At 76.5% G+C, this 20,821-nt stretch carries 18 protein-coding genes; 7 read left to right on the top strand and 11 right to left on the bottom strand.

Features of this window, described 5'->3' with window-relative positions; translation table 11 throughout:
* The first annotated feature begins 200 nt into the window (after positions 1 to 200).
* Positions 201 to 1,283: an AI-2E family transporter gene (locus AB0Q99_RS00555; RefSeq protein ID WP_363568161.1), complete on the top strand. Its 1,083-nt coding sequence runs from the start codon at positions 201 to 203 to the stop codon at positions 1,281 to 1,283.
* Between the two features lie 64 nt (positions 1,284 to 1,347).
* Here the strand turns inward: AB0Q99_RS00555 and AB0Q99_RS00550 are convergent, their stop codons facing one another.
* The 3 genes from AB0Q99_RS00550 to AB0Q99_RS00540 are packed head-to-tail and all read right to left on the bottom strand — an operon-like array spanning position 1,348 to position 5,907.
* Positions 1,348 to 1,899 carry a GAF domain-containing protein gene (locus tag AB0Q99_RS00550; RefSeq protein WP_363566968.1) on the bottom strand — a complete coding sequence of 184 codons (552 nt, stop codon included), beginning with the start codon at positions 1,897 to 1,899 and terminating at the stop codon, positions 1,348 to 1,350.
* Positions 1,883 to 2,794 (bottom strand): S8 family serine peptidase, encoded by a 912-nt coding sequence (locus AB0Q99_RS00545; RefSeq protein WP_363566966.1) that lies wholly within the window; start codon positions 2,792 to 2,794, stop codon positions 1,883 to 1,885. The genes AB0Q99_RS00550 and AB0Q99_RS00545 overlap by 17 nt, the downstream gene beginning before the upstream one ends.
* Entirely contained in the window at positions 2,791 to 5,907 is a 3,117-nt protein-coding gene (locus tag AB0Q99_RS00540) for an adenylate/guanylate cyclase domain-containing protein (protein WP_363566964.1), read from the bottom strand. The genes AB0Q99_RS00545 and AB0Q99_RS00540 overlap by 4 nt, the downstream gene beginning before the upstream one ends.
* Positions 5,908 to 6,644: 737 nt before the next feature.
* Between AB0Q99_RS00540 and ctaD the strand changes: the two genes are divergently transcribed.
* The 4 genes from ctaD (at position 6,645) to AB0Q99_RS00520 (ending at position 10,580) form a co-directional block, all read left to right on the top strand.
* Positions 6,645 to 8,402 (top strand): cytochrome c oxidase subunit I, encoded by a 1,758-nt coding sequence (gene ctaD, locus AB0Q99_RS00535; RefSeq protein WP_363568159.1) that lies wholly within the window; start codon positions 6,645 to 6,647, stop codon positions 8,400 to 8,402.
* Positions 8,403 to 8,517: 115 nt separating this feature from the next.
* Positions 8,518 to 9,051: a hypothetical protein gene (locus AB0Q99_RS00530; protein WP_363566963.1), complete on the top strand. Its 534-nt coding sequence runs from the start codon at positions 8,518 to 8,520 to the stop codon at positions 9,049 to 9,051.
* A 207-nt stretch (positions 9,052 to 9,258) separates the two neighbouring features.
* Positions 9,259 to 9,978, top strand: coding sequence for a response regulator transcription factor (locus tag AB0Q99_RS00525; RefSeq protein WP_363566961.1), 720 nt, complete (start codon positions 9,259 to 9,261; stop codon positions 9,976 to 9,978).
* 239 nt (positions 9,979 to 10,217) lie between these two features.
* Complete coding sequence (locus tag AB0Q99_RS00520; RefSeq protein WP_363568157.1) at positions 10,218 to 10,580, top strand: pyridoxamine 5'-phosphate oxidase family protein; 363 nt, start codon at positions 10,218 to 10,220, stop codon at positions 10,578 to 10,580.
* Positions 10,581 to 10,794: 214 nt separating this feature from the next.
* Here AB0Q99_RS00520 and AB0Q99_RS00515 read toward each other — a convergent pair whose 3' ends face one another.
* Both AB0Q99_RS00515 and AB0Q99_RS00510 read right to left on the bottom strand, forming a co-directional pair.
* Positions 10,795 to 10,995 (bottom strand): hypothetical protein, encoded by a 201-nt coding sequence (locus AB0Q99_RS00515; RefSeq protein WP_363566959.1) that lies wholly within the window; start codon positions 10,993 to 10,995, stop codon positions 10,795 to 10,797.
* Between the two features lie 58 nt (positions 10,996 to 11,053).
* A complete protein-coding gene (locus AB0Q99_RS00510; RefSeq protein ID WP_363568155.1) occupies positions 11,054 to 12,751 on the bottom strand; it encodes a GAF domain-containing sensor histidine kinase in 1,698 nt (565 codons plus the stop codon).
* A 351-nt stretch (positions 12,752 to 13,102) separates the two neighbouring features.
* Here AB0Q99_RS00510 and AB0Q99_RS00505 point away from each other — a divergent pair, with 351 nt between their 5' ends.
* Together AB0Q99_RS00505 and AB0Q99_RS00500 are read left to right on the top strand one after the other, a co-directional pair.
* Positions 13,103 to 13,978 carry a universal stress protein gene (locus AB0Q99_RS00505; protein WP_363566957.1) on the top strand — a complete coding sequence of 292 codons (876 nt, stop codon included), beginning with the start codon at positions 13,103 to 13,105 and terminating at the stop codon, positions 13,976 to 13,978.
* Between the two features lie 220 nt (positions 13,979 to 14,198).
* Positions 14,199 to 15,212, top strand: coding sequence for a hypothetical protein (locus tag AB0Q99_RS00500; protein ID WP_363566956.1), 1,014 nt, complete (start codon positions 14,199 to 14,201; stop codon positions 15,210 to 15,212).
* 79 nt (positions 15,213 to 15,291) lie between these two features.
* Here AB0Q99_RS00500 and AB0Q99_RS00495 read toward each other — a convergent pair whose 3' ends face one another.
* From AB0Q99_RS00495 to AB0Q99_RS00470, 6 genes are all read right to left on the bottom strand, one after another.
* Positions 15,292 to 15,777, bottom strand: coding sequence for a copper chaperone PCu(A)C (locus AB0Q99_RS00495; protein WP_363566954.1), 486 nt, complete (start codon positions 15,775 to 15,777; stop codon positions 15,292 to 15,294).
* Positions 15,774 to 18,125 (bottom strand): heavy metal translocating P-type ATPase, encoded by a 2,352-nt coding sequence (locus tag AB0Q99_RS00490; RefSeq protein WP_363566952.1) that lies wholly within the window; start codon positions 18,123 to 18,125, stop codon positions 15,774 to 15,776. The genes AB0Q99_RS00495 and AB0Q99_RS00490 overlap by 4 nt, the downstream gene beginning before the upstream one ends.
* Entirely contained in the window at positions 18,122 to 18,328 is a 207-nt protein-coding gene (locus AB0Q99_RS00485) for a hypothetical protein (RefSeq protein ID WP_363566950.1), read from the bottom strand. Before AB0Q99_RS00485 ends, AB0Q99_RS00490 begins: the two co-directional genes overlap by 4 nt.
* Positions 18,329 to 18,412: 84 nt before the next feature.
* Positions 18,413 to 18,817 (bottom strand): NTP pyrophosphohydrolase, encoded by a 405-nt coding sequence (locus tag AB0Q99_RS00480; RefSeq protein ID WP_363566949.1) that lies wholly within the window; start codon positions 18,815 to 18,817, stop codon positions 18,413 to 18,415.
* Positions 18,818 to 18,858: 41 nt separating this feature from the next.
* Positions 18,859 to 19,269 (bottom strand): PPOX class F420-dependent oxidoreductase, encoded by a 411-nt coding sequence (locus tag AB0Q99_RS00475; protein WP_363566947.1) that lies wholly within the window; start codon positions 19,267 to 19,269, stop codon positions 18,859 to 18,861.
* Positions 19,270 to 19,312: 43 nt separating this feature from the next.
* A complete protein-coding gene (locus tag AB0Q99_RS00470; protein ID WP_363568154.1) occupies positions 19,313 to 20,638 on the bottom strand; it encodes a serine hydrolase in 1,326 nt (441 codons plus the stop codon).
* Positions 20,639 to 20,821: the final 183 nt, after the last annotated feature.

Below are 20,821 nucleotides of genomic sequence, written 5' to 3'. Positions count from 1 at the left end.
CGTCCGTGACGAGCGGGGCCGGCGGCCGTACCACCGGCCGCGGCCGCCGCGGGCCGCCCCGGGCCCCCGCCCGGACCGGGGACAGCCCGGCGCCGGGGCGTCCCGGCCCGGCCGGTCGCACGACGGGCGGACCGTCACGTTCTCTGCTGAGCTGGATCGGTTCGGACTCATCGACGATCCCGGCGGAGGTGGCCTTGACCGTGGAGCGCCCGCCCGGCGGCCGGCCGCGGCCCGACCACCGCCGGCCGTACCGGATGCTGCCGCCCGCGCTGCGGCAGGCGGCGGCCTGGTCGGCGGCGGTGATCCTGCTGATCGCCGTCGCCTCGCTGGTGGTCTTCGCGCTGGTCGAACTGCGGGCCGCCACCGTGCCCTTCATCCTGGCGCTGCTCGGGGCCTCGCTGCTTTACCCGGTGGTGCCCTGGCTGGTGCGGCGCGGTGTCGGGCGGGGCCTGGCCGCCGGACTGACCTGCACGGTCCTGGTGGTCGCGGGCGGCGGGGTGATCGCCCTGCTGGTCAACTCCCTGGTGCACAGCGCCCCGCAGATCGCCGAGGCGCTGCCCGCGGCCGGGCGCCGGCTGGAGCAGTGGCTGGGCCCGCTCGGGCAGAAGATCCAGCACGCGCTGAACAACGCCAAGGGCGAGACGAACTCGCTGGTCTCGACCCTGACGAACAGCGTGCTGTCCGGACTCGGCCTGCTCACCCAGCTGGCCACCGGCGGGGTGCTGGCGCTCGCGCTGGTCTTCTTCTTCCTCCGCGACGGGCACCGCACCGGCGACGCCATCCGCTCCACCCTGCCCGGCCGCAGCGCCGAGATCGTCATCGCCTGCGCCGAGCGGGCCTTCGAGGCGATGGCCGGCTTCATGCGCGGCACCACCCTGATCGCCCTGATCGACGCGGCCTTCATCACCATCGGCCTGCTCGCCCTCGGCGTGCCGGGCGCTCCCGGGCTCGGCGCGCTGGTCTTCATGGGCGCCTACATCCCCTTCGTCGGGGCCTTCCTGTCCGGCACGGTGGCGGTCCTGGTCGCCCTCGCCGACGGCGGCCTCGGCACGGCGCTCTGGGCCCTCGGCGTGGTGGTCACCGTCCAGATGATCGAGGGCAACGTCCTGCAGCCGGTCATCCAGAGCCGCACCGTCGAGCTGCACCCGGCGACCATCATGGTCGCCGTGGTGGCCGGCTCCGGCATCGCCGGGATCATCGGCGCCCTGCTCGCCGTGCCGGTCTGCGCGGCGGGCCTGGGCGTCATCTCGGTCCTGCGCGATCTCCCGGGGCGTGACGGGTGATCCGTTGGTGGTCCGGCGACGGGGTTCCAGGGCCCGCCCGCAGGCGAGGGTTCGAAGACGGGCGCTAGCGGCGCAGCAGCTCCTCCAGGTCGGCGAGCAGGCCGAGGGCGGCGGCGCGGTCGGGGGCCGGCCGCGGGGCGGGGGCGCGGTCGGCGATCACCCGCAGGGCGGCGGCGGCCTGACGGGCGAACATGGCCAGCAGGTCCAGCTCGGGCAGGCTCGCGCGGGCCTGCGGGGCCGGGTCCAGCACCTCCAGGACGCCGAGGACCCGGCCGCCGTGGGTGAGCGGCGCGGCCATCAGGGCCTGCGGGACGTAGGCGGTGGACTCGGCGAAGTCCCGGTCGAAGGTGCGGTCGGCGCCCAGGTCGTCGACCACCATCGGCTCGCCCGACGCCGCGACCCAGCCCGCGATGCCCCGGCCGGCCGGGAAGCGGCGGCCGACCAGGGACGCCTCGCCGCGCCCGGAGACGGCCTGGAAGACCAGCTCCCCGGCCGACTCGTCGAGCAGGCAGACCGAACCGGCCTGGGCGCCGAAGATCGCCCGGGCGACGTCCACCACGGACTGCAGCAGCTCGCGGGCCGGCGGGTCGAGGGCGGGGTCAGTGCTCAGCGTCATCGGGCGCCTCCGGGGCGGGGGTGGTCGGGACCCGGACGTTGGCCGCGGTGAGGTAGAGCGCGCTCTTCAACTGGAAGGTGGTCAGCCTCGGCCGCCGGGACAGGATGCGGGCGCAGAGCCCAGCCACGTACGGGGTGGCGAAGCTGTTGCCGGTGGTGCGGATGGTGGCGCCGCCGAGCCAGGGCACCCGGACGTTCTGACCGGGGGCGAAGAACTCGACCGGCGGCTCCGGGTTGTACAGGTGCAGGGCCGGGTCGTCCTCCTGGTGGCTGCCCACCGAGATGACCGAGGAGAACCGCCACGGGTAGCTCTCCACCGGGGTGTTGTGGGCGGCGGCGACGATCGCGGTGCGGGCGAAGGCGGCGTCGTCGGCGATCGCGTGCAGCTCCTCCAGGAAGCGGGTCCGGGTGGTGGAGAGGCTGAGGTTGACGACGTCGAAGCCCTGCCGGACGGCCCAGCGCAGCCCGGCGATCAGCATGTCGCCGGTGCCGGTGAAGCGCTCGCCGAGCACCCGGACGCTGTAGAGCTCGCAGTCCGGGGCGGTGCGGCGGATGATGCCCGCGCAGGCGGTGCCGTGGCCGCAGGTGTCGCCGGCGGTGTCCGGGCGGACGGTCGGTTCCCGGGTGACCGGGTCCTTGACCACCGCCCAGGAGCCCTGCAGCGGGCCGACCAGCGGGTGGTCCGGCTCGACGCCGGAGTCGACCACGCAGACCCGTACGCCCTTGCCGGTGCCCGCGTCGTCGGCCCCGAGAGCCCCGGCATCGACCGCGCCGGGGCCGGCCGCGCCCGCCCCGACGGCCCCGAGGAGGTCGGGCCCGAGGACGTCGGCCAGCACCGGGAGGTCGGCGGGGGTGCGGTCGCGCAGGCTCCAGGTGAGGCGGGTCGGGCCGCTCATCCGTTGCCCCCGAGCCGCTCGGCCCGCCGCACGCCGGGCAGGTGGCCCTTGGCGGCGAAGCGGCCCCGGGCGGTGGCGGCGGCCTCGGCGGCCTCGGCGGGGCGGTCGAGCAGCAGCAGGGCGTGCGCCCGGTCGAGCGCGGTGAGCGCCTGGAGCAGCAGCGACTCGGTGGCCTCGGCGGCGCCCAGGGCGGCCGCGGTCAGCTCCAGCGCGGGCCGGGCCTCGCCCCGGGCGGCGGCGAGCCGGCCGCGCAGCGCGTCCAGCTCGATCGCGAGCACCGGCGGCAGCGCGGCGGCCGCGTCCGCGCCGTCCAGGTGCTGGGCGGCCCTGGCCGGGCGGTCGGTGTCCAGCAGGACCCGGGCGGTGGTGAGGGCGAGGCGCGGCAGCGGAGCGGCGGCGCCCTGGTGGCGGGCGATCTCGGCGGCGTCGGCCAGCAGGTCCAGGGCCTGGTCGAACCGGCCGGTGGCGGCGGCCGCCTGGGCGGTCAGCGCGGGCAGCGCGACCATCGCCTCGGCCAGCGACAGCTCCCCGGCCAGGCCGTTGGCCTCGGCGAGCAGCAGCTCGGCCTCCTCGGGGCGGTCGCGCAGCGCCAGCAGGACGGCCAGCGGGCCGTTCAGCGCGACCCGGGCGGTCCGGCGGCCGGTGCCGTGCTCGGCGAGCAGCGCCCGCAGCCGGAAGGTGGCGTGCGGGACGGGCTCGGGGCCGGCCAGCAGCGAGGCGGCCAGCGCGGCCAACACGGCGGCCCGGTCCAACTCGGCGTCGGTGCGGGAGACCCGGTCGAGCGCCTGGTCCAGCAGCTGATCGGCCTCGGTGTGCCGGCCCGCCAGCAGGTGCTCCTCCGCCAGCCGCAGCAGGGCGCGGGCCCGGCCGAGGTCGTCCCCGGTGTCGGCGAACAGCGGCAGCACGGCACGGGCGGTGGCGGCGGGCTGGTCCCGGCCGGGCGGCAGGCCGCGGGCGGCCAGGGCGAGCCGGGCGTGCGCGGCGTCCAGCGGGTCGGCGGCCGCGTCGCGCACCTGGACGAGGACGGGCAGGGCCTCGTCGGCGCGGCCGAGCGCGAGGCGGGCCTCGCCGAGGCGGCGCAGCACCGGGCCGGTGCCGCGCTCGTTGGGGTAGTGCAGCCGGACGGCCCGCTCCAGCAGGTCGGCGGCGGCGGGCAGGTCGGCACCGGCCAGGGCGTCGGCCCCGGCCGCGCCGAGGGCGGCGGCCGCGCGGGTGCGCAGGGTGTCGGTGCGGGCGTCCAGCAGGCCGAGTTCCAGCCGGTAGCGGTGGGCGCGCTCCAGGTGGCCGCCGACGACGGCGGGCCCGGCGGAGCGGACGGCCGGCAGCTCGGCGGCCCGTTCGTGCCGCTCGGCGCGGGCCCGCTTGGACATGGACTGGTAGACCGACTCCTGGACCAGACCGCTGCCGAACCGGTAGCCGGTGCCGGTCGGTTCGACCAGCCGGCGCTCGGCCAGCCGGGCCAGCGCGGCGTGCAGCCGGGGCGGGGCGTCGTCGCCCGCGGCCGGCGGGCCGGTCGGCAGACCGTCGATCGGGCCGGTGAAGACGTCGTCCTCGGGCTCGGCGAAGGCGTCCTGATCGCTGCCGCCGTGGGCGAGTTCGGCCAGCTCGGCGGGGGTGAAGGCGCGGCCGAGGACGGCGGCGAGGTCCAGCGTGGCGCGCTCGTCGCGCTCCAGCCCGTCGATCTGGGCGCTGAGCAACGCCCGTCCGGCGGGCGGGAGTTCGTCGGCCGGGGCGGGGCCCTCGGCCTCGGTGAGGGCGGCCAGCAGCTCCTCCAGGTGCAGCGGGTTGCCCTCGGCGCGCTGCAGCAGCCGGGTGGGCACCGCGTCCTGGTGGGCGCTCAGCTCGGTCAACTGGGCGGCCAGCAGGGCCGATTCGTCCCAGGACAGGCCGCCGACCGGCAGCGTCGGCAGCTCCGGGCGGGCGGCCCGGAGCTCGGGGCGGGCCAGGCAGAGCAGCAGCACGGGGGCCGTGCCGAGCGCCTCGGCCAGTCGCTCGGTGGCGTCCAGCAGGGCCGGCCCGGCCCACTGGCAGTCGTCCAGGACGAGGACGGCGGGGCGCTCCATGGTGCGGCCGCGCAGGATCGCGGCCAGCAGCTCCAGCGACCGCCCGGCGTCGAGGCCCGGGGCGGTCGCCTCGTCCAGCCGGGCCAGTGCCTCGGCCGGGGCCGCGCCCTCGGGCTCGTCCAGCAGGGTGCGCACGGCCTCGGCGAGCGGCGCCAGCACGCCCTGCTCGCCGAAGCTGCGGCAGCGGGCGGTGCCGCAGCGCGCGCTGCGCCGGCCCACCCGCTCGCGCCAGTCGCGCACCAGGCGGGTCTTGCCGATCCCTGCCTCGCCCGCCACCAGCAGCAGTTCGGCCCCCGAGCCACCCGCGACCCGGGCCAACGCGGCGTCCAGTGCGGCCAGTTCGCGCTCCCGGCCGACCAGCGGGACGTCGAAGCGGCGCAGCAGCTCCGGGTCGTCCTCGTCCAGGCCGACCAGCCGGTAGGCGGTGACCGGCTCGGCCTTGCCCTTCAGCCGCAGCGGGCCGACCTCGTCCACCTGGGCGGCCGGGCCGGCCGCGCGCAGCGTCTGCGGGCCGATCAGCACCTGGCCGGGGGCGGCCCGGGTCTGCAGCCGGGCGGCGATGTTCACGGTCTCGCCGGAGATCAGCGCCTGCCGCGCCGAGGCGTCCGAACCCGCCACCACCTGGCCGGTGTTGACGCCGATCCGAACGTCCAGGCGGACCCCGAGGGTGGCGTCCAGCTCGGTGTTGAGGTCCTCCAGGTCCTCCAGCATGGCGAGCGCGGCGGCCAGCGCCCGGTGGGCGTCGTCCTCGCGGATCACCGGCACGCCGAAGACGGCCATCACGGCGTCGCCGATGAACTTCTCCAGGGTGCCGCCGTGCGCCTCGATCCGGTGGTGCATCCGCTCGAAGTAGCGCAGGATCACCTCGCGCAGCGTCTCCGGGTCGAGCGCGGCGGCCAGCGCGGTGGAGTCGACCAGGTCGCAGAAGACCACCGTGACCAGCTTGCGCTCCTCGGCCGCCGGGTCGAGGGCGGCGGTCCGGGAAGTACCGCAGGAGGGGCAGAACTGGTCGGTCGTGGCGGCGGGTTGGGCGCAGAGTGGGCAGGGCATGGGGCCGTCCTTCGGTCGTCCTCCGCTGTGCGGGGCGTACGGGGCGCGGGCGGTGCGGGTGCGGGGGCGTGCGGGCGTGCGGGTGTTCCGGGCCAGGGGTGCGGCGGCGGTCCGGTTGCGGTGCGTCGGTGCGCGCAGGCTACTTGACGTCCGATCGGCGCTGAAGGGCACGGAATCGGGCGGGTTCCCGCCCGCCACCCTCACGACCCGGCCCTCCGGGCCCCGGCGCGACGCGGTGGTCCGCGCCGGTGCGCGGACGGCGTTCCGGCAGGTCGGGCGGGGTGCGCCACGGTGGCGGGAGCCGATTCGCGGGTGGCGTACGGCCCTTCGTCGGCCGAAGGTCCGGGTGCGTCGGGTGGCCGGCGTTCCGGCGCTTCTCGACCGGGTCTCCGCAGCCGGGCGAGCCCGGCCCGAGCGGACGGCGGCGACGGCCGGAGGGCCCGGGGGAGGAGGTCGGAGAGGGGCGGCCCGCCGGTCGGCCCGCGGGCCGGGTCCCGGTCGGGAAGTCCCGGTCCGGCGCCGGGAACTCGGGCCCAGGGACCCCGGCCGGGCGGGTCCAAGGGCCCTGGGGCGGGACGGCGGCCTGTTCGGATCATGGATCGCCAATCATTCGTACGACGTTCCTAAGGAGTGGGTCCTTGAGCGCCATCCAGGCACAGGGCGACCCCACGCGACCGCCGACGGCCGTACCGGCCGCGGCGGTTCGGGCCAGGAGGCCCGGTTCGGCCCTGGTCAGGCTGTTGACCACCACCGATCACAAGACGATCGGCACCATGTACCTGGTGTCGTCCTTCGCGTTCTTCCTGATCGGCGGCATCCTCGCCCTGGTCATGCGCGCCGAGCTCGCCCGTCCGGGGACGCAGATCCTCTCCAACGAGCAGTTCAACCAGGCTTTCACCATGCACGGTTCGGTGATGCTGCTGCTGTTCGCGATGCCGCTGTTCACCGGCTTCGCGAACTGGATCATGCCGCTGCAGATCGGCGCGCCGGACGTGGCCTTCCCGCGGCTGAACATGCTGTCCTTCTGGCTGTTCATGTTCGGCTCGCTGATCGCCGCCGCCGGTTTCGCCACCCCGCAGGGTGCCGCCGACTTCGGCTGGTTCCTCTACGCGCCGCTGTCCGACGCCGTCCACTCGCCCAGCGTCGGCTCGGACATGTGGATCATGGGCGTGACGCTCTCCGGCTTCGGCAGCATCTTCGGCGCCGTCAACTTCATCACCACCATCATCTGCATGCGCGCCCCGGGCATGACGATGTTCCGGATGTCCATCTTCTGCTGGAACGTCCTGCTGACCTCGGTGCTGGTGCTGCTGGTCTTCCCGGTCCTGGCCGCCGCGCTGCTGGCCCTGGAGGCCGACCGCAAGTTCGGTGCCCACGTGTTCGACCCGGCCAACGGCGGGGCGATGCTCTGGCAACACCTGTTCTGGTTCTTCGGGCATCCCGAGGTGTACATCCTGGCACTGCCGTTCTTCGGCATCGTGTCGGAGATCATCCCGGTGTTCAGCCGCAAGCCGATGTTCGGCTACGCGGGCCTGATCGCCGCGACGGTGGCCATCGCGGGCCTGTCGGTGACGGTGTGGGCGCACCACATGTACGTCACCGGGCAGGTGCTGCTGCCGTTCTTCTCCTTCATGACCTTCCTGATCGCGGTGCCGACGGGCGTGAAGTTCTTCAACTGGGTCGGCACCATGTGGAAGGGCTCACTGAGCTTCGAGACCCCGATGCTCTGGACGGTCGGCTTCCTGGTCACCTTCCTGTTCGGCGGTCTGACCGGTGTGCTGCTCGCCGCGCCGCCGATCGACTTCCACGTCTCGGACTCGTACTTCGTCGTCGCCCACTTCCACTACACGCTGTTCGGCACCGTGGTGTACGCGATGTTCGCCGGCTTCCACTTCTGGTGGCCGAAGATGACCGGCAAGCGGCTCGACGAGCGCCTCGGCAAGATCACCTTCTGGACCCTCACCGTCGGTTTCCACTCGACGTTCCTGGTGCAGCACTGGCTGGGCGCCGCGGGCATGCCCCGCCGGTACGCGGACTACCTGGCCTCGGACGGCTTCACCACCCTGAACACCGTCTCGACCATCGGTTCGTTCCTGCTCGGCCTGTCGATCCTGCCGTTCCTCTACAACGTCTGGAAGACCGCCAAGTACGGCGAGAAGGTCACCGAGGACGACCCGTGGGGCTGGGGCCGCTCGCTGGAGTGGGCCACCTCCTGCCCGCCGCCCCGGCACAACTTCGCCAAGCTGCCGCGGATCCGTTCGGAATCCCCGGCCTTCGACCTGCACCACCCGGACATCGCGGCCCGCGACGTGCTGGTGCACAGCGGCAAGCCCGCCAAGCACCTGGGCGACGTGGAGCCGGTGAAGTACGACCGGCCGCTGAGCCGGGCGGACCGGGCACGGGTGGCCTCGGCCCCCGCCGCCGCCCCGACCGCGTCGTCCGGCGCGGCCGGCGCGTCCGGCTCGTCCGGCGAGGCGCCCCCCTCGGGCGGCTGAGGCCGCCCCCCGAACGCCGTCCCCGCCCGCACCGCTGCCCCAGGGCGGGCGGGGACGGCCCCCCAGTCCGCTGCGCACCGTTCCCTCACCCCTTCGTGACCAGGAAGGCCGGGTCGTGAACCACACCGTTCTCGCCATCGGCACCGCTGCCCTCACCGCGAGCGGCTGTGTCTGGTACCTGCCCGCCATCGCCGACCTCCAGGCCGGCGCCGACCGCCCCCGCTCCACCCGGACCGCCGCGGCGGCCTGCGTGATGTGGTGGGCGGCGCTCGCCCTGGCGGGCGGACTGCTGCTCGTCGTACCGGACTGGCGGCCCGCCGCGCAGATCGCTCTCGCCGGCCTGGTCGGCGGCGCGGCGCTGCGGGTGCAGGCGCTCCGGGACCGCCGGCGGGAGGTGCGGGAGACGGCGGCGCGGTGGGCCGCGCTGGACGTCGGCCCGGCACCGCGCACCGGCCGCCCGCTGGCCCTCGCCCTCGCCGGCTGGCTGGTGGTCGGCGCGGCCGTCGCCTCGCTCGGCGCGATGGCGATCCTGCTGTCGGGCGGGGGCGGGGTCGGCCCGCGCGTGGTGCTGGCCGGGGTCAGCGGTGCGGCGGTCGCCCTGGTGTTCCTGCTGATGGGACTGGGGAACGTCCGACGGCAGAACCGCTGAGCACCGCTGAGCACCGCTGAGCGCCGCTGAGCGCCGCTGAGCACCACTGAGCACCACTGATGACCGCTGAGGGCGGCTGAGCACCGCCGAGCCCAGCTGAGGACCGCGTAATGGGGCCGTTCGGCCCTGGGGCCCGGCCGAGCGCCGGGCGATGATTCCATGGGCCCCGCTGTGAGTGTGCGGGGGTGACGAAGGTGGAGCCGCGTGATGGCGACCAAGACGGAAGGGGCCGAGGTCTCGGCACCGGTCCGGGTGTTCCTGCTGGACGACCACGAGGTGGTGCGTCGCGGAGTGCACGACCTGCTGGACGGCGAGCCGGACCTGGAGGTGGTCGGCGAGGCGGCGACCGCCGAGCAGGCACTGGTCCGGGTGCCCGCGCTGCGGCCCGACGTCGCGGTGCTGGACGTCCGGCTGGGCGACGGTGACGGCGTCTCGGTCTGTCGTGAGCTGCGCTCCCGGATGCCCGACCTCGCCTGTCTGATGCTCACCTCCTTCGACGACGAGGAGGCGCTGCTGGACGCCGTGATGGCGGGCGCCGCCGGGTACGTGCTGAAGCAGATCAGCGGCACCGACCTGGTCGCCGCCGTCCGCACGGTCGCCTCCGGCCGCTCGATGCTCGACCCCGGCGCGGCCACCCGGCTGCTCAACCGGCTGCGCAGCGACGCCGAGCCCGCCCAGCCGGTCACCACCGGACCCGGTCTGACGGTGCGCGAGCAGGAGGTGCTGGCGCTGATCGGCGAGGGCCTGACCAACCGGCAGATCGGCGAGCGGCTCTACCTCGCCGAGAAGACGGTGAAGAACCACGTGTCGCGGCTGCTCGCCAAGCTCGGCGTGGAGCGGCGGGTGCAGGCGGCCCTGATCGCCACCGAGCTGCGCCAGGCGGCCGCCGCCGCGCAGTCCTCCTCGCTGCGCGGAGGCCGGGGCTGACCGGCTCAGGGCTGCCCGGCCCGGGGTCGACCGGCCCGGGAGCGGCGGCACCGGAGTGCGGGTCCTCGGCGGCCCCGGCCGGGACCATCGGCCCTCGTGATCAGGGCCGCCCCCGGGTGAGCATCGCTCGCATGAACCACGATCAGGTCCGGTACCCCCGGCACTCCCCGTCCGACCCGCCCGACCTGGCCGATGTGCCCGACCAGCCGGACCTGTCGGACCTTCCTGACCTTCCTGACCTGCCGGACCTGCCCGAACCCCGCGAACTCGACCGGGACGAGGCGCTGGAGCTGCTGGCCCGGGCCGCTGTCGGACGGGTGGTCTATACCGTCGACGCCCTCCCGGCCGTCCTGCCGGTGTCCTTCCGGCTGGTGCCCGGCGGCGTGCTCGTCACCGCACCCGCCGACTCCGAACTGGCCCGGGCGGTCGACGGCGCCGTGATCGCCTTCGAGGCCGACGAGGTGGACGGCCGGGACGGCTCCGGCTGGTTCGTCACCGTCCTCGGCCACGCCCAGGTCCGCCGGGGCCGGGCGGCCGCGGCGGGCACGGTGCGGATCCGGATCCGCCCGGAGCTGGTCATCGGCCGCTGCCTGGCGGCGTAGGTCGCCGGACCGCCCGGACCGCCCGGATTGTTCGGACCGCCCGGGACACCGGGCCGGCCCGGGTCGGGCCCGAGCCGCTTGGCCGGGCCCGACCCGGTCTCACGGCCCCAGCAGCGCCTTGGCGGTGCGCAGCAGTCCGGTGTCAACTCCTCTGCGGTGTCGAGTAGTTGCTCGCGGTGCCGGGCGCCCTTGCCGCTCAGGCCGCGGACGTTGCTCACGCCGCCGCCGTCCCGCCCAGCCCGGCGGTCACCGTCACGGTGACGCCGAGATCGGCCAGGTCGGCCGGCACCCGCTCCGGGCGCGGGGTCTGCTCCGGGAAGGCCACCCCGGCGAGGGCGGCGCCGCGCTGCTCGGAGCGGCCGGTCAGCAGCAACGGCCAGTGGGGGACGGCGAGTCGGGCCGGTTCGGCGCTCATCGGAGCACATGCAGGTCGCCTGACCTGAAAGCGCCCGTCAGAACGGTGCAGGCGGGTCTCAGGCCCCGATCGGGGCCTCCCACACCAGCCGGGTGCCGCCGTCCTCCGGCGCCCCGACCGTGAAGGACCCGCCGACCCGCTCGGCCCGCTCGGCGAGGTTGCGCAGACCGCTGCGCCGCCCGCCCTCGGGCACGCCCACGCCGTCGTCCGTGACGGTCAGCGTCACCCGCCCGGCGAGGGCGCGCAGCGTCACCTCGACCCGGGAGGCGCCCGCGTGCCGGGCCGCGTTGCTGAGCGCCTCGCCGAGGACGGCCACCACGTGATCGGCCAGCTCCTGCGGCACGTCGGTGTCCAGCAGTCCCTCCATGCTCAGCCGGGGCGCGAAGCCCAGCAGGCCCTGCACGTCGGTGACCACCCGGCTCGTCCGGGCGCGCAGACCGCGGTCGGGCTCGCTGTGGGCGCGCAGGCCGAAGATGGTCGAGCGGATGATCTTGATGGTCTCGTCCAGGTCCGCCACCGCCCGGGCCACCCGGTCCGCGGCGGCCGGGCTCTCGATCAGCCGGCCCGCGCTCTGCAGCGTCATCCCGGTCGCGAACAACCGCTGGATCGCCAGGTCGTGCAGGTCCCGGGCGATCCGGTCGCGGTCCTCCAGCAGGTTCAACTGCTCGGCGTCGCGCCGCCGTTCGGCCAGCTCCAGGGCCAGCGCGGCCTGGTCGGCGAAGCCCAGCAGCGGCCCGGTCTCCTCCGGCCCGAAGGCCGGCTGCCCCTGCGCCCGGGCCAGCAGCAGCACGCCCCGCCCGTAGCCGGCGCCGGTGCCCAGCGGCACCGCCACCGCCGCGCCCAGCCCGTCGAAGCGGCCCGCCGGACCGGCCGGGAAGCGGGCGTCGCAGGCCAGCTCCTCGCTGGTGACCGGCGAACCGGAGGCGTACGCGGCACCGGACAGCGTGCCGTCCACCGGCACCGTCACACCCAGCCGCGCCGACGGCGCGCCGCCCAGCGCGACCTCCACGGCCAGCTCCTCGGCCCGCTCCTCCGGCCCCGCCAGCGCCACCGACACGTCCGCCAGCTCGGCGCCGGAGATCTCCCGGGCCCGCCGGGCGATCAGCTCGACCACCTCCAGCCGCGGCGCGCCGGACAGCAGACTGCGGGTGATCTCGGTGCTCGCCCGCAGCCAGCGCTGGCGCAGCTGCGCCTCCTCGTACAGCCGGGCGTTGTCGATCGCGACCCCGGCCGCGACCGCCAGGGTGGCGATCACCGCCTCGTCGTCCTCGTCGAAGTCCAGCCCGCCGCGCTTGTCGGTCAGGTAGAGGTTGCCGAACACCTCGCCGTGCACCCGCACCGGCACCCCCAGGAAGGTGTGCATCGGCGGGTGGTTCGGCGGGAAGCCGGCCGAGGCCGGGTGGTCCGACAGCACCGGGCAGCGCAGCGGCTGCGGGTCACGGATCAGCTCCCCGAGGATGCCCCGGCCGGACGGCGGCGGGCCTATCGCGGCGATCTCCTCCTCGGACAGACCCACCGTCAGGAACTGGGACAGCGAGTGCCCGTCCGGCCCGATCACCCCCAGCGCGGCGTACCGGGCGTCCACCAGGTCCGCGGCCGCCTCGACGATCCGGTGCAGCGCCTGCGCGAGGTCCAGCTCACGGCCGACCGCGAGCACCGCCTCCAGCAGGCTGTGCACCCGGTTCTGCGTCCCGCGCGCCGCGTCGATCCGCAGCTGGAGCTCCTCCAGCAGCTCGTCCAGGCGCAGCCGGGGCATCCGCGCGCCGCCGCCCGCCGCGCTGGCGTCCGCTCCGCCCACCGTCGTCCTCCTCGTGTTCCGCTCGTGTCCCGCCCTGGAGGGCCCCGCCCCCGTCCGGGGCCCGGCCCGGTCGCCGTCCGACCAGCGGCATCGCCCGGATCACGGTAGTGGCAGGGTGTCGGCGGGGTGCACGCCGGGGTCGACCGTAGGCTCCGGCGGGCGGGTCTTTCGTCCCGCGGCCGGGGGTCCTGCGGCCTCTGTCGTGGGACCGGCGGCGACTGTCAGGGTGGGGGAGGAGCGGACGGGGCGTCAGTGCGCACCCTCTCCAGCGCCGAACCGCCGAGTGCCGACACCGTGGAGGAACCGCTCATGACCGAGCGAAGCGAGCTGACGTCAACCGTCCTGGTCGGGGTCGACGGGTCGCCGCAGAGCACCGCCGCCGCCCACTGGGCCGCCGAGGAGGCGGTGCGGCGGGGCGCGGCGCTGCGGCTGGTGCACGCGTGGCCGTGGCTGACCGACGGCGTGTCCGCCTACGCGGAGCCCGACGACCTGCCCGACGCCGTCCAGCGGATCCTCGCCGCGGCGGCCGAGGACGTCCGCGGGCTCCACCCGGAGCTGGCCGTACGGACCGACGCGGTACTCGACGCGCCGGTCGACGGCCTGGTGGCCGCCGCCGCGGACGCGGAACTGCTGGTGCTCGGCTCCCGCGGCCGCGGCGGCTTCACCGGGCTGCTGCTCGGCTCGGTCAGCATGGCGGTGGCCGGGCGGATCGGGCTGCCGGTGGTCGTGGTGCGCGACGCCCACGAGGGGGCGCAGGGCGCGGCCGAGGTGGTGGTCGGCGTCGACGCGCACGACCCGGAGGACGAGGTGCTCGACTTCGCCTTCCACGAGGCGGTCCTGCGCGGCGCCCGGGTCCGGGCGGTGCACGGCTGGGAGCTCCCGCCGCTGTTCGGCTACGCGGGCGGGGCCGTCCCGGCGGGCGAGATCGCCCAGCTGGAGGCGCTGGAGGCGAAGCTGCTCTCGCTCGCCCTGGCCGGGCCCCGCGAGCAGTACCCGGGCGTCGAGGTGGTCGAGGAGGTCATGCTCGGCGAGGCCCGCGCGCTGGTCGAGGCCTCCGCCGGGGCCTCGCTGGTGGTCGTGGGCCGGCGCCGCCGCCCGGTCGACTTCGGCCCCCGGCTCGGCCGGGTCGCGCACGCGGTGCTGCACCACGCGGACGCACCGGTCGCGGTCGTCCCGCACGGGTGAGGTGAGCGCCGGCCCGGCGGGCGGGAGCCGTACGGCCCGGTCGCCCGCCGGGGCCGGTCGTCCGTCGGTCCGGGCGCACGGGCCCGGACGTGGCCCGGCCGCCGTGGCGCAGGCCCGGCCGCCGCCGCTGAGGCCCGGACTCGGCCACGCAGGCAAGGACGTAGTGAGGACCACGCGGTCGCGTGACCGGGCCGCTCTCCGGAAGAAGGAGTGGATCGTCATGACGCGCACCTCGGCACCGACCCCGACGCTCACCCCGGCGGACCTGCGGCTGCTCGCCGCCGCCGGCGGAGCGGCGCCGTCGCTGCACAACAGCCAGCCCTGGCGCTTCGCGCCGACCCGGGACGGGCACGGGCTCGCCGTGTACGCCGACCCCGGCCGGGCCGTGCCCCTGGCCGACCCGGTCGGGGCCGCCCGGCACATCGCGGTCGGCGCGGCCCTGTTCAACCTGCGGGTGGCCGCCGGGCGGCTCGGCCGCGAGCCGGTGGTCCGGCTCCTCCCGGACGCCGCGGAGCCCGGCCTGCTCGCCGTGCTGGACGTTTCCGGCCCGGCCCGCGAACGTGCCCCCTTCGGCCGCGACCTCCACCCGGCCGTCGCCGCCCGGCGTTCCAGCCGCGAGCCCTTCGCCCAGCGCGACGTGCCCGAGGCCGTGCTCGGCGAGCTGATCACCGCCGCCCGCGCGGAGGGCGTGGCGCTGGCGGCCCTGGAGGAGGACGGCGTGCGGCGGGTGCTGGCGCTGACCGCCGAGGCCGAGCGCCGCAACGCCGCCGACCCGGCCCGGACCGCCGAGTCCCGGGCCTGGCTGCGGCCGGACGGCGACGCGTCCGGCGACGGCATCCCGCAGTCCGCGCTCGGCCCGCAGGACCACGACGCCCGGGTGCCGATGCGCGAGTTCGCCGGCTTTCCGCCGTACGGCCCCGCGCGGCCCTCCCGCCGCTTCGAGGCGCTGCCGCAGTTGTGCACCCTCACCACCCCGGGCGACGGCCCGCTGGACTGGCTGCGCACCGGCCAGGCGCTGCAGCGGGTCTGGCTGCTGGCCACCGTGCACGGCGTGCGGCTGACGGTCTGGCACCAGGCCGTCGAGTGGCCGGACACCCGCTGGGCGCTGCGCGACCCGGACGAGGGGCCGGGCCACGTCCAGCTGGTGCTGCGGGTCGGCTACGGCGCGCCCGGCGCGGCCACGCCCCGCCGCCCGGTCGCGGAGACGCTGGACGGGCCGGTCGCGGCGCCCTGAACGAGGCCGCTCGGCCGCTCGGTCCACCGCTCGGCCGCTCGGCCCGGCCGGCCGCGCGTTCGGCGAGGCCGGCCGTCGCTCAGCGGGGTCGGTCCGCCGCCGCCAACACCTTTGCCCTGAGCCGGAGTTCGGGGCTGTGACGGAAGGCGAGGGTGAACTCCACCCACTGGCCGGCCCGCAGCGGGGGCGGGTCGGCGATCATCAGGTCCGCGTCCTCCGGGGACATCGCCAGCTCGCCGCCGCCCGGGACGGGCAGCGCCGGGACCGGCTCCCAGCGGCCCGCCGAGCCCTGGTGGAGGTGCCGCTTCAGGGTGATCCGGCCGCCGAACTCCCAACTGGCACCGGTCAGTTCGTCCGGTACGTCGCCCGGGTTGCGGATCGTGAAGAAGGCCGCCGTGGCCGTGGCCGCGCCCGCCGTCGGCAGCAGCACCCAGCCCGGCACGGCCTCCACCGGGCGGTGCCGGCCGGCACCGCCGACCGCCGTCCAGCCGGTGAGCAGGACCAGCGCCAGCGCCGCGGCGCCGACCGGCGGGCCGACGACGTTCAGCCGTTCCGGCACGCTCATCGCCGTGCTCCCTTCCGGCGGTCGGAGCCGTTCCGGCCGCCGAAGCCCTTCGCGCGCGCCGATCCGCCCCGCCCGGGCTCCCAGGTGCGCAGCCGCAGGCTGTTGCCCACCACGAGCAGCGAGCTGAGCGACATCGCGACCGCCGCCAGCATCGGGTTGAGCAGCCCCACCGCGGCCAGCGGGATCAGCACCAGGTTGTAGCCGAAGGCCCACAGCAGATTGGCCCGGATCGTCGCGAGGGTCCGGCGCGCCAGCCGTACGGCGTCCACCACGGCCTCGATGTCGCCGCGCACCAGGGTCAGCCCGGCCGCGCCGATCGCGGCGTCGCTGCCCGAGGCCAGCGCCACTCCGAGATCGGCCGAGGCCAGGGCGACCGCGTCGTTGACGCCGTCGCCGACCACCGCCACCGTCCGCCCGGCGGCGCGCAGTTCGGCCACCACCTCGGCCTTGCGCTCCGGCGAGGCCGAGTCGTGCACCCGCTCGATGCCCAGCTCGGCCGCCACCGCCCGGGCGGCGCCGGGGCCGTCCCCGGTCAGCAGGACGGTCTCCAGACCCATCCCGCGCAGCCGGTGCAGTGCCCGCCAGCTCCCCGAGCGCAGCGTGTCGCCGACCGCCAGGACGGCCGCCGGCCGCCCGTCCAGCTCGACCACGACGGCCGTGCGGCCCGCGTCCCCGGCCCGCGCCACCGCCTCGGCCAGCACCGGCGGCAGCACGGCGCCGTCCGGGCGGACCACCCGGACGGCCCGGCCCTCGACCGCGCCGGACACCCCGAGTCCGGCGGCGGCCGCGAAGCCCTCCACGGCGGGCAGGGCGCCGCAGCGCTCCCGGGCCGCCGCGGCGACGGCCCGGCCGATCGGGTGCTCGGAGCGGTGCTCGACGGCGCCCGCGAGCCGCAGCGCCTCCTCCGCCCCCGTCCTGTCTGCCTCCGTCCTGTCCGCTCCGGTCCCGTCCGCTCCGCCGTCGTCCGTCCGGGTGCCGTCGGCGGTGATCACCGCGGCCAGCTCCATCCGGCCGGTGGTCAGCGTCCCGGTCTTGTCCATCACCACCGTGTCCACCCGGCGCAGGCTCTCCAGCACCTCCGGGCCGCGCACCAGCACCCCCAGCTCCGCGCCGCGCCCGGTCGCCGCCAGCAGCGCCGTCGGCGTCGCCAGCCCCAGCGCGCACGGACAGGCCACCACCAGCACGGCGACGGCCGCCGTCACCGCCGCCTGCGGGGTCGCGCCCGCGCCCAGCCAGAAGCCCAACACCGCGGCCGCGACCGTCAGCACACAGGGCACGAACACCCCGGCCACCGCGTCCGCCAGCCGCTGCGCCCGCGCCTTGCCGGCCTGAGCGTCCGCCACCAGGGCGGTGATCCGGGCCAGCTGGGTGTCCGCGCCGACGGCCGTCGCCCGGACCACCAGCGCGCCGCCGACGTTCACCGTCGCGCCCGCCACCCGGTCCCCGGGGCCGACCTCGACCGGCACGCTCTCCCCGGTCAGCAGGCTCAGGTCGAGCGCCGAACCGCCCTCCACCACCACCCCGTCGGTGGCCACCCGCTCGCCCGGCCGCACCACGAACTCCTGCCCGGGCAGCAGCAGTTCTATCGGCACCAGGCGCTCCGTGCCGTCCGCCTCCCGCCGGCACACCCGCTTGGCGCCCAGCTCGGCCAGGGCCCGCAGCGCGGAACCGCTGCGCCGCCGCACCCGGCCCTCCAACAACCGCCCGGCCAGCACGAACAGCGGCACCCCGACGGCCGCCTCCAGGTACACGTGCGCCGCGCCGCCGCCGTCGGCGGTCAGCGAGAACGGCATCCGCATGCCCGGATCCCCGGCCCCGCCGAACACCAGCGCGTACGCCGACCACCCGAAGGAGGCCACCACACCCAGGCTGACCAGGGTGTCCATGGTCGCCGCCGCGTGCCGCAGCCCCTGCCGGGCCCGTCGGTGGAACGCGGCCGAACCCCAGGTCACCACCGGGACGGCGAGCGCGAAGCACACCCACTGCCAGGCGGTGAACTGCAGCGAGGGCACCATGGACAGCACCAGCACCGGGACGGCGAGCAGGGCGGTCACCAGCAGCCGCCACCGCTCGTCCGGCTCGTCCTCCGCCGTCGCCCCGACCGGCTCCCCCTCGGGCACCGGCTCGGCGGTGTAGCCGGCCCGCTCGACCGCCGCCACGAGCTCGGCGACCGGCACCCCGGCCGGGTGCAGCACCCGGGCCCGGCCGGTCGCCAGGTTCACCCCGGCCGTCACCCCGTCGATCCGGCCCAGCCGCTTCTCCACCCGGCCCACGCAGGCCGCGCAGGTCATCCCGCCGACGGTCAGGTCGGTGGAGACCAGGGCCTCGGACCCCGCGACGGCGCTCACCGCATCCCGCCCATACCGGGTCCGTCCATGCCGTGCCCGTCCATCCCCGGCGACGCCCCGCCCCCGCTGCCCGGCCGCAGCCCGGGCGCCACCGGCCCCACCTGCCGGCCCACCCCGTAGGCCACCACGAACACCACCACCAGCAGCAGGGCGAACCCCGCCAGCACACTCGACGGCCGGACACCCGGCGATTTCGCACTCACGCCCCAGCAGTCGGACGGGCCCCGCGATCGGTTCCCGTGTGCTCGGATATCCCCGTGCGGGTGCCCTCCGGCGGTTCGCGGCGGTCAGGGCCGTACGGTGCGGGGCCCGGTGACGGTGGCGCCCAGCGCGGTGACGCGGCTGCGCAGTTCGCGGTCGGCGGTGACGACCAGGCAGTCCCGTCCGGGGTGCTCGGTGCGGGCCGTCCGGACCACTTCCACGATCCGGTCGTCCCCGCTGCCGCTCGCCCCGACCACCCGCACGTGGGGCAGTCCGGCGATGCCACGGGCCGCGCCCTCCACGACCAGGACGACCTCCAGTGGGCCGGGGCGGTCCGGCAGCCCCCGCTCGGCGACGGTGGCCAGCGCGTCGCGCAGTCGCTCGGCGGCGCCCCGGCGGTCCCGCCACCAGCCGTCCGGCACCGATCCGACCACGTTCGCGCCGTCCACCACCAGCAGCGGCGGCAGCGGTGCGTCCTCGTTCTCTCCCATGGCCGCCAAGCCTGCCACCCCGCACCGGTGCCGGGCCGGTCTCAGGCCAGCGTGATCCGGATGCCGACGGTGCCGCGCTCGCCCCGCCGCAGCCGGCTGCCGAGCAGGGTGAGCACCCCGACCAGGCCGTACTTCTGGCGCAGCAGCGTGCGGTAGGCGGCGGTGCGCTCGGGGCCGAGGACCTCGGCGGTCGCCGGGTACTGCTCGCCGGTCGGACGCCCCTTGACGTCGCACGGGCCGACCAGCACGTCGGCCCGGTTGCGGATCCGCTTGACCTTCCAGGAGTCCCTGACGGTCCAGATGCCGAGCGCCTCCCCGTCCCGGACCACCCACACCGGGGTCGGCACGGTGGTGCCGTCCTTCTTGTACGTGGTGACGAGCAGGTAGCTCCCGGCGGAGAGCTGGACGATCCGGGCGAGCCGGTCCGCGGCGGAGGGGTCGGGCGTGGTCATGGCCGGAAGTCTAGAGGGGTCCGGGGGCGGACCGGGCCGCAGGTCACCGGGCCCGGCGGGTGCGGGCGGCGCTGACCAGCGCGCGGGCGCGGCGGGTCAGCCGGCGGCGGCCGGTGCCGTTGATGCCGGTGGCGCCGCCCACGGCGGTCGCGCCCCCGCGGTAGGCCGGGCCGGTGCGGTACACCGGGCCGGCCGGGGACGTGCCGGACGGGGACGTGCCGGACGGGACGGCCGGGGTGCGGGCGGGCGCGGAGCGGCGGCGGCCGGCGGCGCGGGCCACCGCCCAGGTGGCGAGGGCGGTGCCGAGGACGCCGGCGGTCCAGACGGCGGGGGCGAGGCCGGGCCCGTCGCCGCTGACGACCGGCGGCCGGGACCACGGCGGCAGCTGGGAGTCCGCGGCCTCCGGGACGGCGGGGGAACCGGGGGAGGCGGCGGAGGCCGGGGCGCCGGTGTCCTCGACCAGCCGCCCGACCGGCTGGACCTTCCCGGCCGCCGCGAAGCCCCAGTCGAGCAGGAGGGCGGCCTCGTCGTAGACCTTGCCCTGGGCCTCGGGGTGCATCACCGTCACCAGCAGGGTGCGGCCGTTGCGTTCGGCGGCGCCGGTGAAGGTGGCGCCCGCGTTGGTGGTGTAGCCGTTCTTGACGCCGATCAGGCCCGGGTACGTGCCGAGGAGCCGGTCGGTGTTGGCGATGTCGAAGCTGGTGCGCCGGCCGGTGAGCTTGTCCAGCCCGCCGGGGAAGCTCGCGGTGCGGGTGGAGCAGTAGGAGCGGAAGTCGGCGTTGCGCAGCCCGGCGCGGGCGAACAGGGTGAGGTCGTAGGCGGAGGAGACCTGGCCGTCCATGTCGTAGCCGTCGGGGGAGGCCACCTTGGTGTCCTTCGCCTGCAGCGTGCGGGCGCGGGCCTGCATCTCGGTGACGGTCTGCTGGAGGCCGCCGTTCATGTGGGCGAGGACGTGGACGGCGTCGTTGCCGGAGCTGAGGAAGACTCCCCGCCAGAGGTCCTCGACCCGGTACGGCAGGTTCTCCTTGACGCCGACCAGACTGCTGCCGGCGCCCAGGTCGGCCAGCTCGGCCAGGGTGACCCGGTGCTCCAGGGAGCGGTCGAACTTGGTCATCACGGTGTCCGCGAACAGCATCTTCAGCGTGCTGGCCGGGGGCATCGGCAGATGGGCGTTGCGGGCGGCGAGCACCTCGCCGGTCCCGGCGTCGGCGACCAGCCAGGAGCGGCCGGTCAGCTCGGACGGCAGCGCGGGCGCCCCGGCGAGCGGCGCGACCTGGACGTCCGGGCGGCCGAGCCGCTCCCCGCCGACCACTCCGGCGGCGTCCTGCCCGAAGGCCGCGAGGGCCGTCGGGGCGCCGACGGCGAGCACCAGGGCCGAGGCGGCGGCGCCGGCCGCGGCCCTGGCGACGTACGGGGAACTCCGTCGCGCAGGCTTCTGCCGTACCCGCTTCTGCTGCACACACGTGGGCTGCACACGGCGAACGTACCCGGGCCGCCGTCGAGCCGCCGTGCCTGCTGCTCCGTCCGGTGTGCCAGGGGACGGGCGGCGGCG

This window comes from Kitasatospora sp. NPDC086791 (assembly GCF_040685975.1).
GTDB lineage: Bacteria > Actinomycetota > Actinomycetes > Streptomycetales > Streptomycetaceae > Kitasatospora.
Note: the sequence above shows the minus strand (reverse complement) of the source record. Positions and strands in the feature narration are given on the sequence as shown.

What these genes read in the sequence shown, in the direction of transcription:
- AB0Q99_RS00480 (WP_363566949.1), bottom strand. Translation starts at nt 18,817, where the DNA reads ATGGGAGAGAACGAGGACGCACCGCTGCCGCCGCTGCTGGTGGTGGAC.
- AB0Q99_RS00545 (WP_363566966.1), bottom strand. Translation starts at nt 2,794, where the DNA reads ATGAGCGGCCCGACCCGCCTCACCTGGAGCCTGCGCGACCGCACCCCC.
- AB0Q99_RS00515 (WP_363566959.1), bottom strand. Translation starts at nt 10,995, where the DNA reads ATGAGCGCCGAACCGGCCCGACTCGCCGTCCCCCACTGGCCGTTGCTG.
- AB0Q99_RS00475 (WP_363566947.1), bottom strand. Translation starts at nt 19,269, where the DNA reads ATGACCACGCCCGACCCCTCCGCCGCGGACCGGCTCGCCCGGATCGTC.
- AB0Q99_RS00525 (WP_363566961.1), top strand. Translation starts at nt 9,259, where the DNA reads ATGGCGACCAAGACGGAAGGGGCCGAGGTCTCGGCACCGGTCCGGGTG.
- AB0Q99_RS00540 (WP_363566964.1), bottom strand. Translation starts at nt 5,907, where the DNA reads ATGCCCTGCCCACTCTGCGCCCAACCCGCCGCCACGACCGACCAGTTC.
- AB0Q99_RS00495 (WP_363566954.1), bottom strand. Translation starts at nt 15,777, where the DNA reads ATGAGCGTGCCGGAACGGCTGAACGTCGTCGGCCCGCCGGTCGGCGCC.
- AB0Q99_RS00550 (WP_363566968.1), bottom strand. Translation starts at nt 1,899, where the DNA reads ATGACGCTGAGCACTGACCCCGCCCTCGACCCGCCGGCCCGCGAGCTG.
- AB0Q99_RS00500 (WP_363566956.1), top strand. Translation starts at nt 14,199, where the DNA reads ATGACGCGCACCTCGGCACCGACCCCGACGCTCACCCCGGCGGACCTG.
- AB0Q99_RS00510 (WP_363568155.1), bottom strand. Translation starts at nt 12,751, where the DNA reads ATGCCCCGGCTGCGCCTGGACGAGCTGCTGGAGGAGCTCCAGCTGCGG.
- AB0Q99_RS00505 (WP_363566957.1), top strand. Translation starts at nt 13,103, where the DNA reads ATGACCGAGCGAAGCGAGCTGACGTCAACCGTCCTGGTCGGGGTCGAC.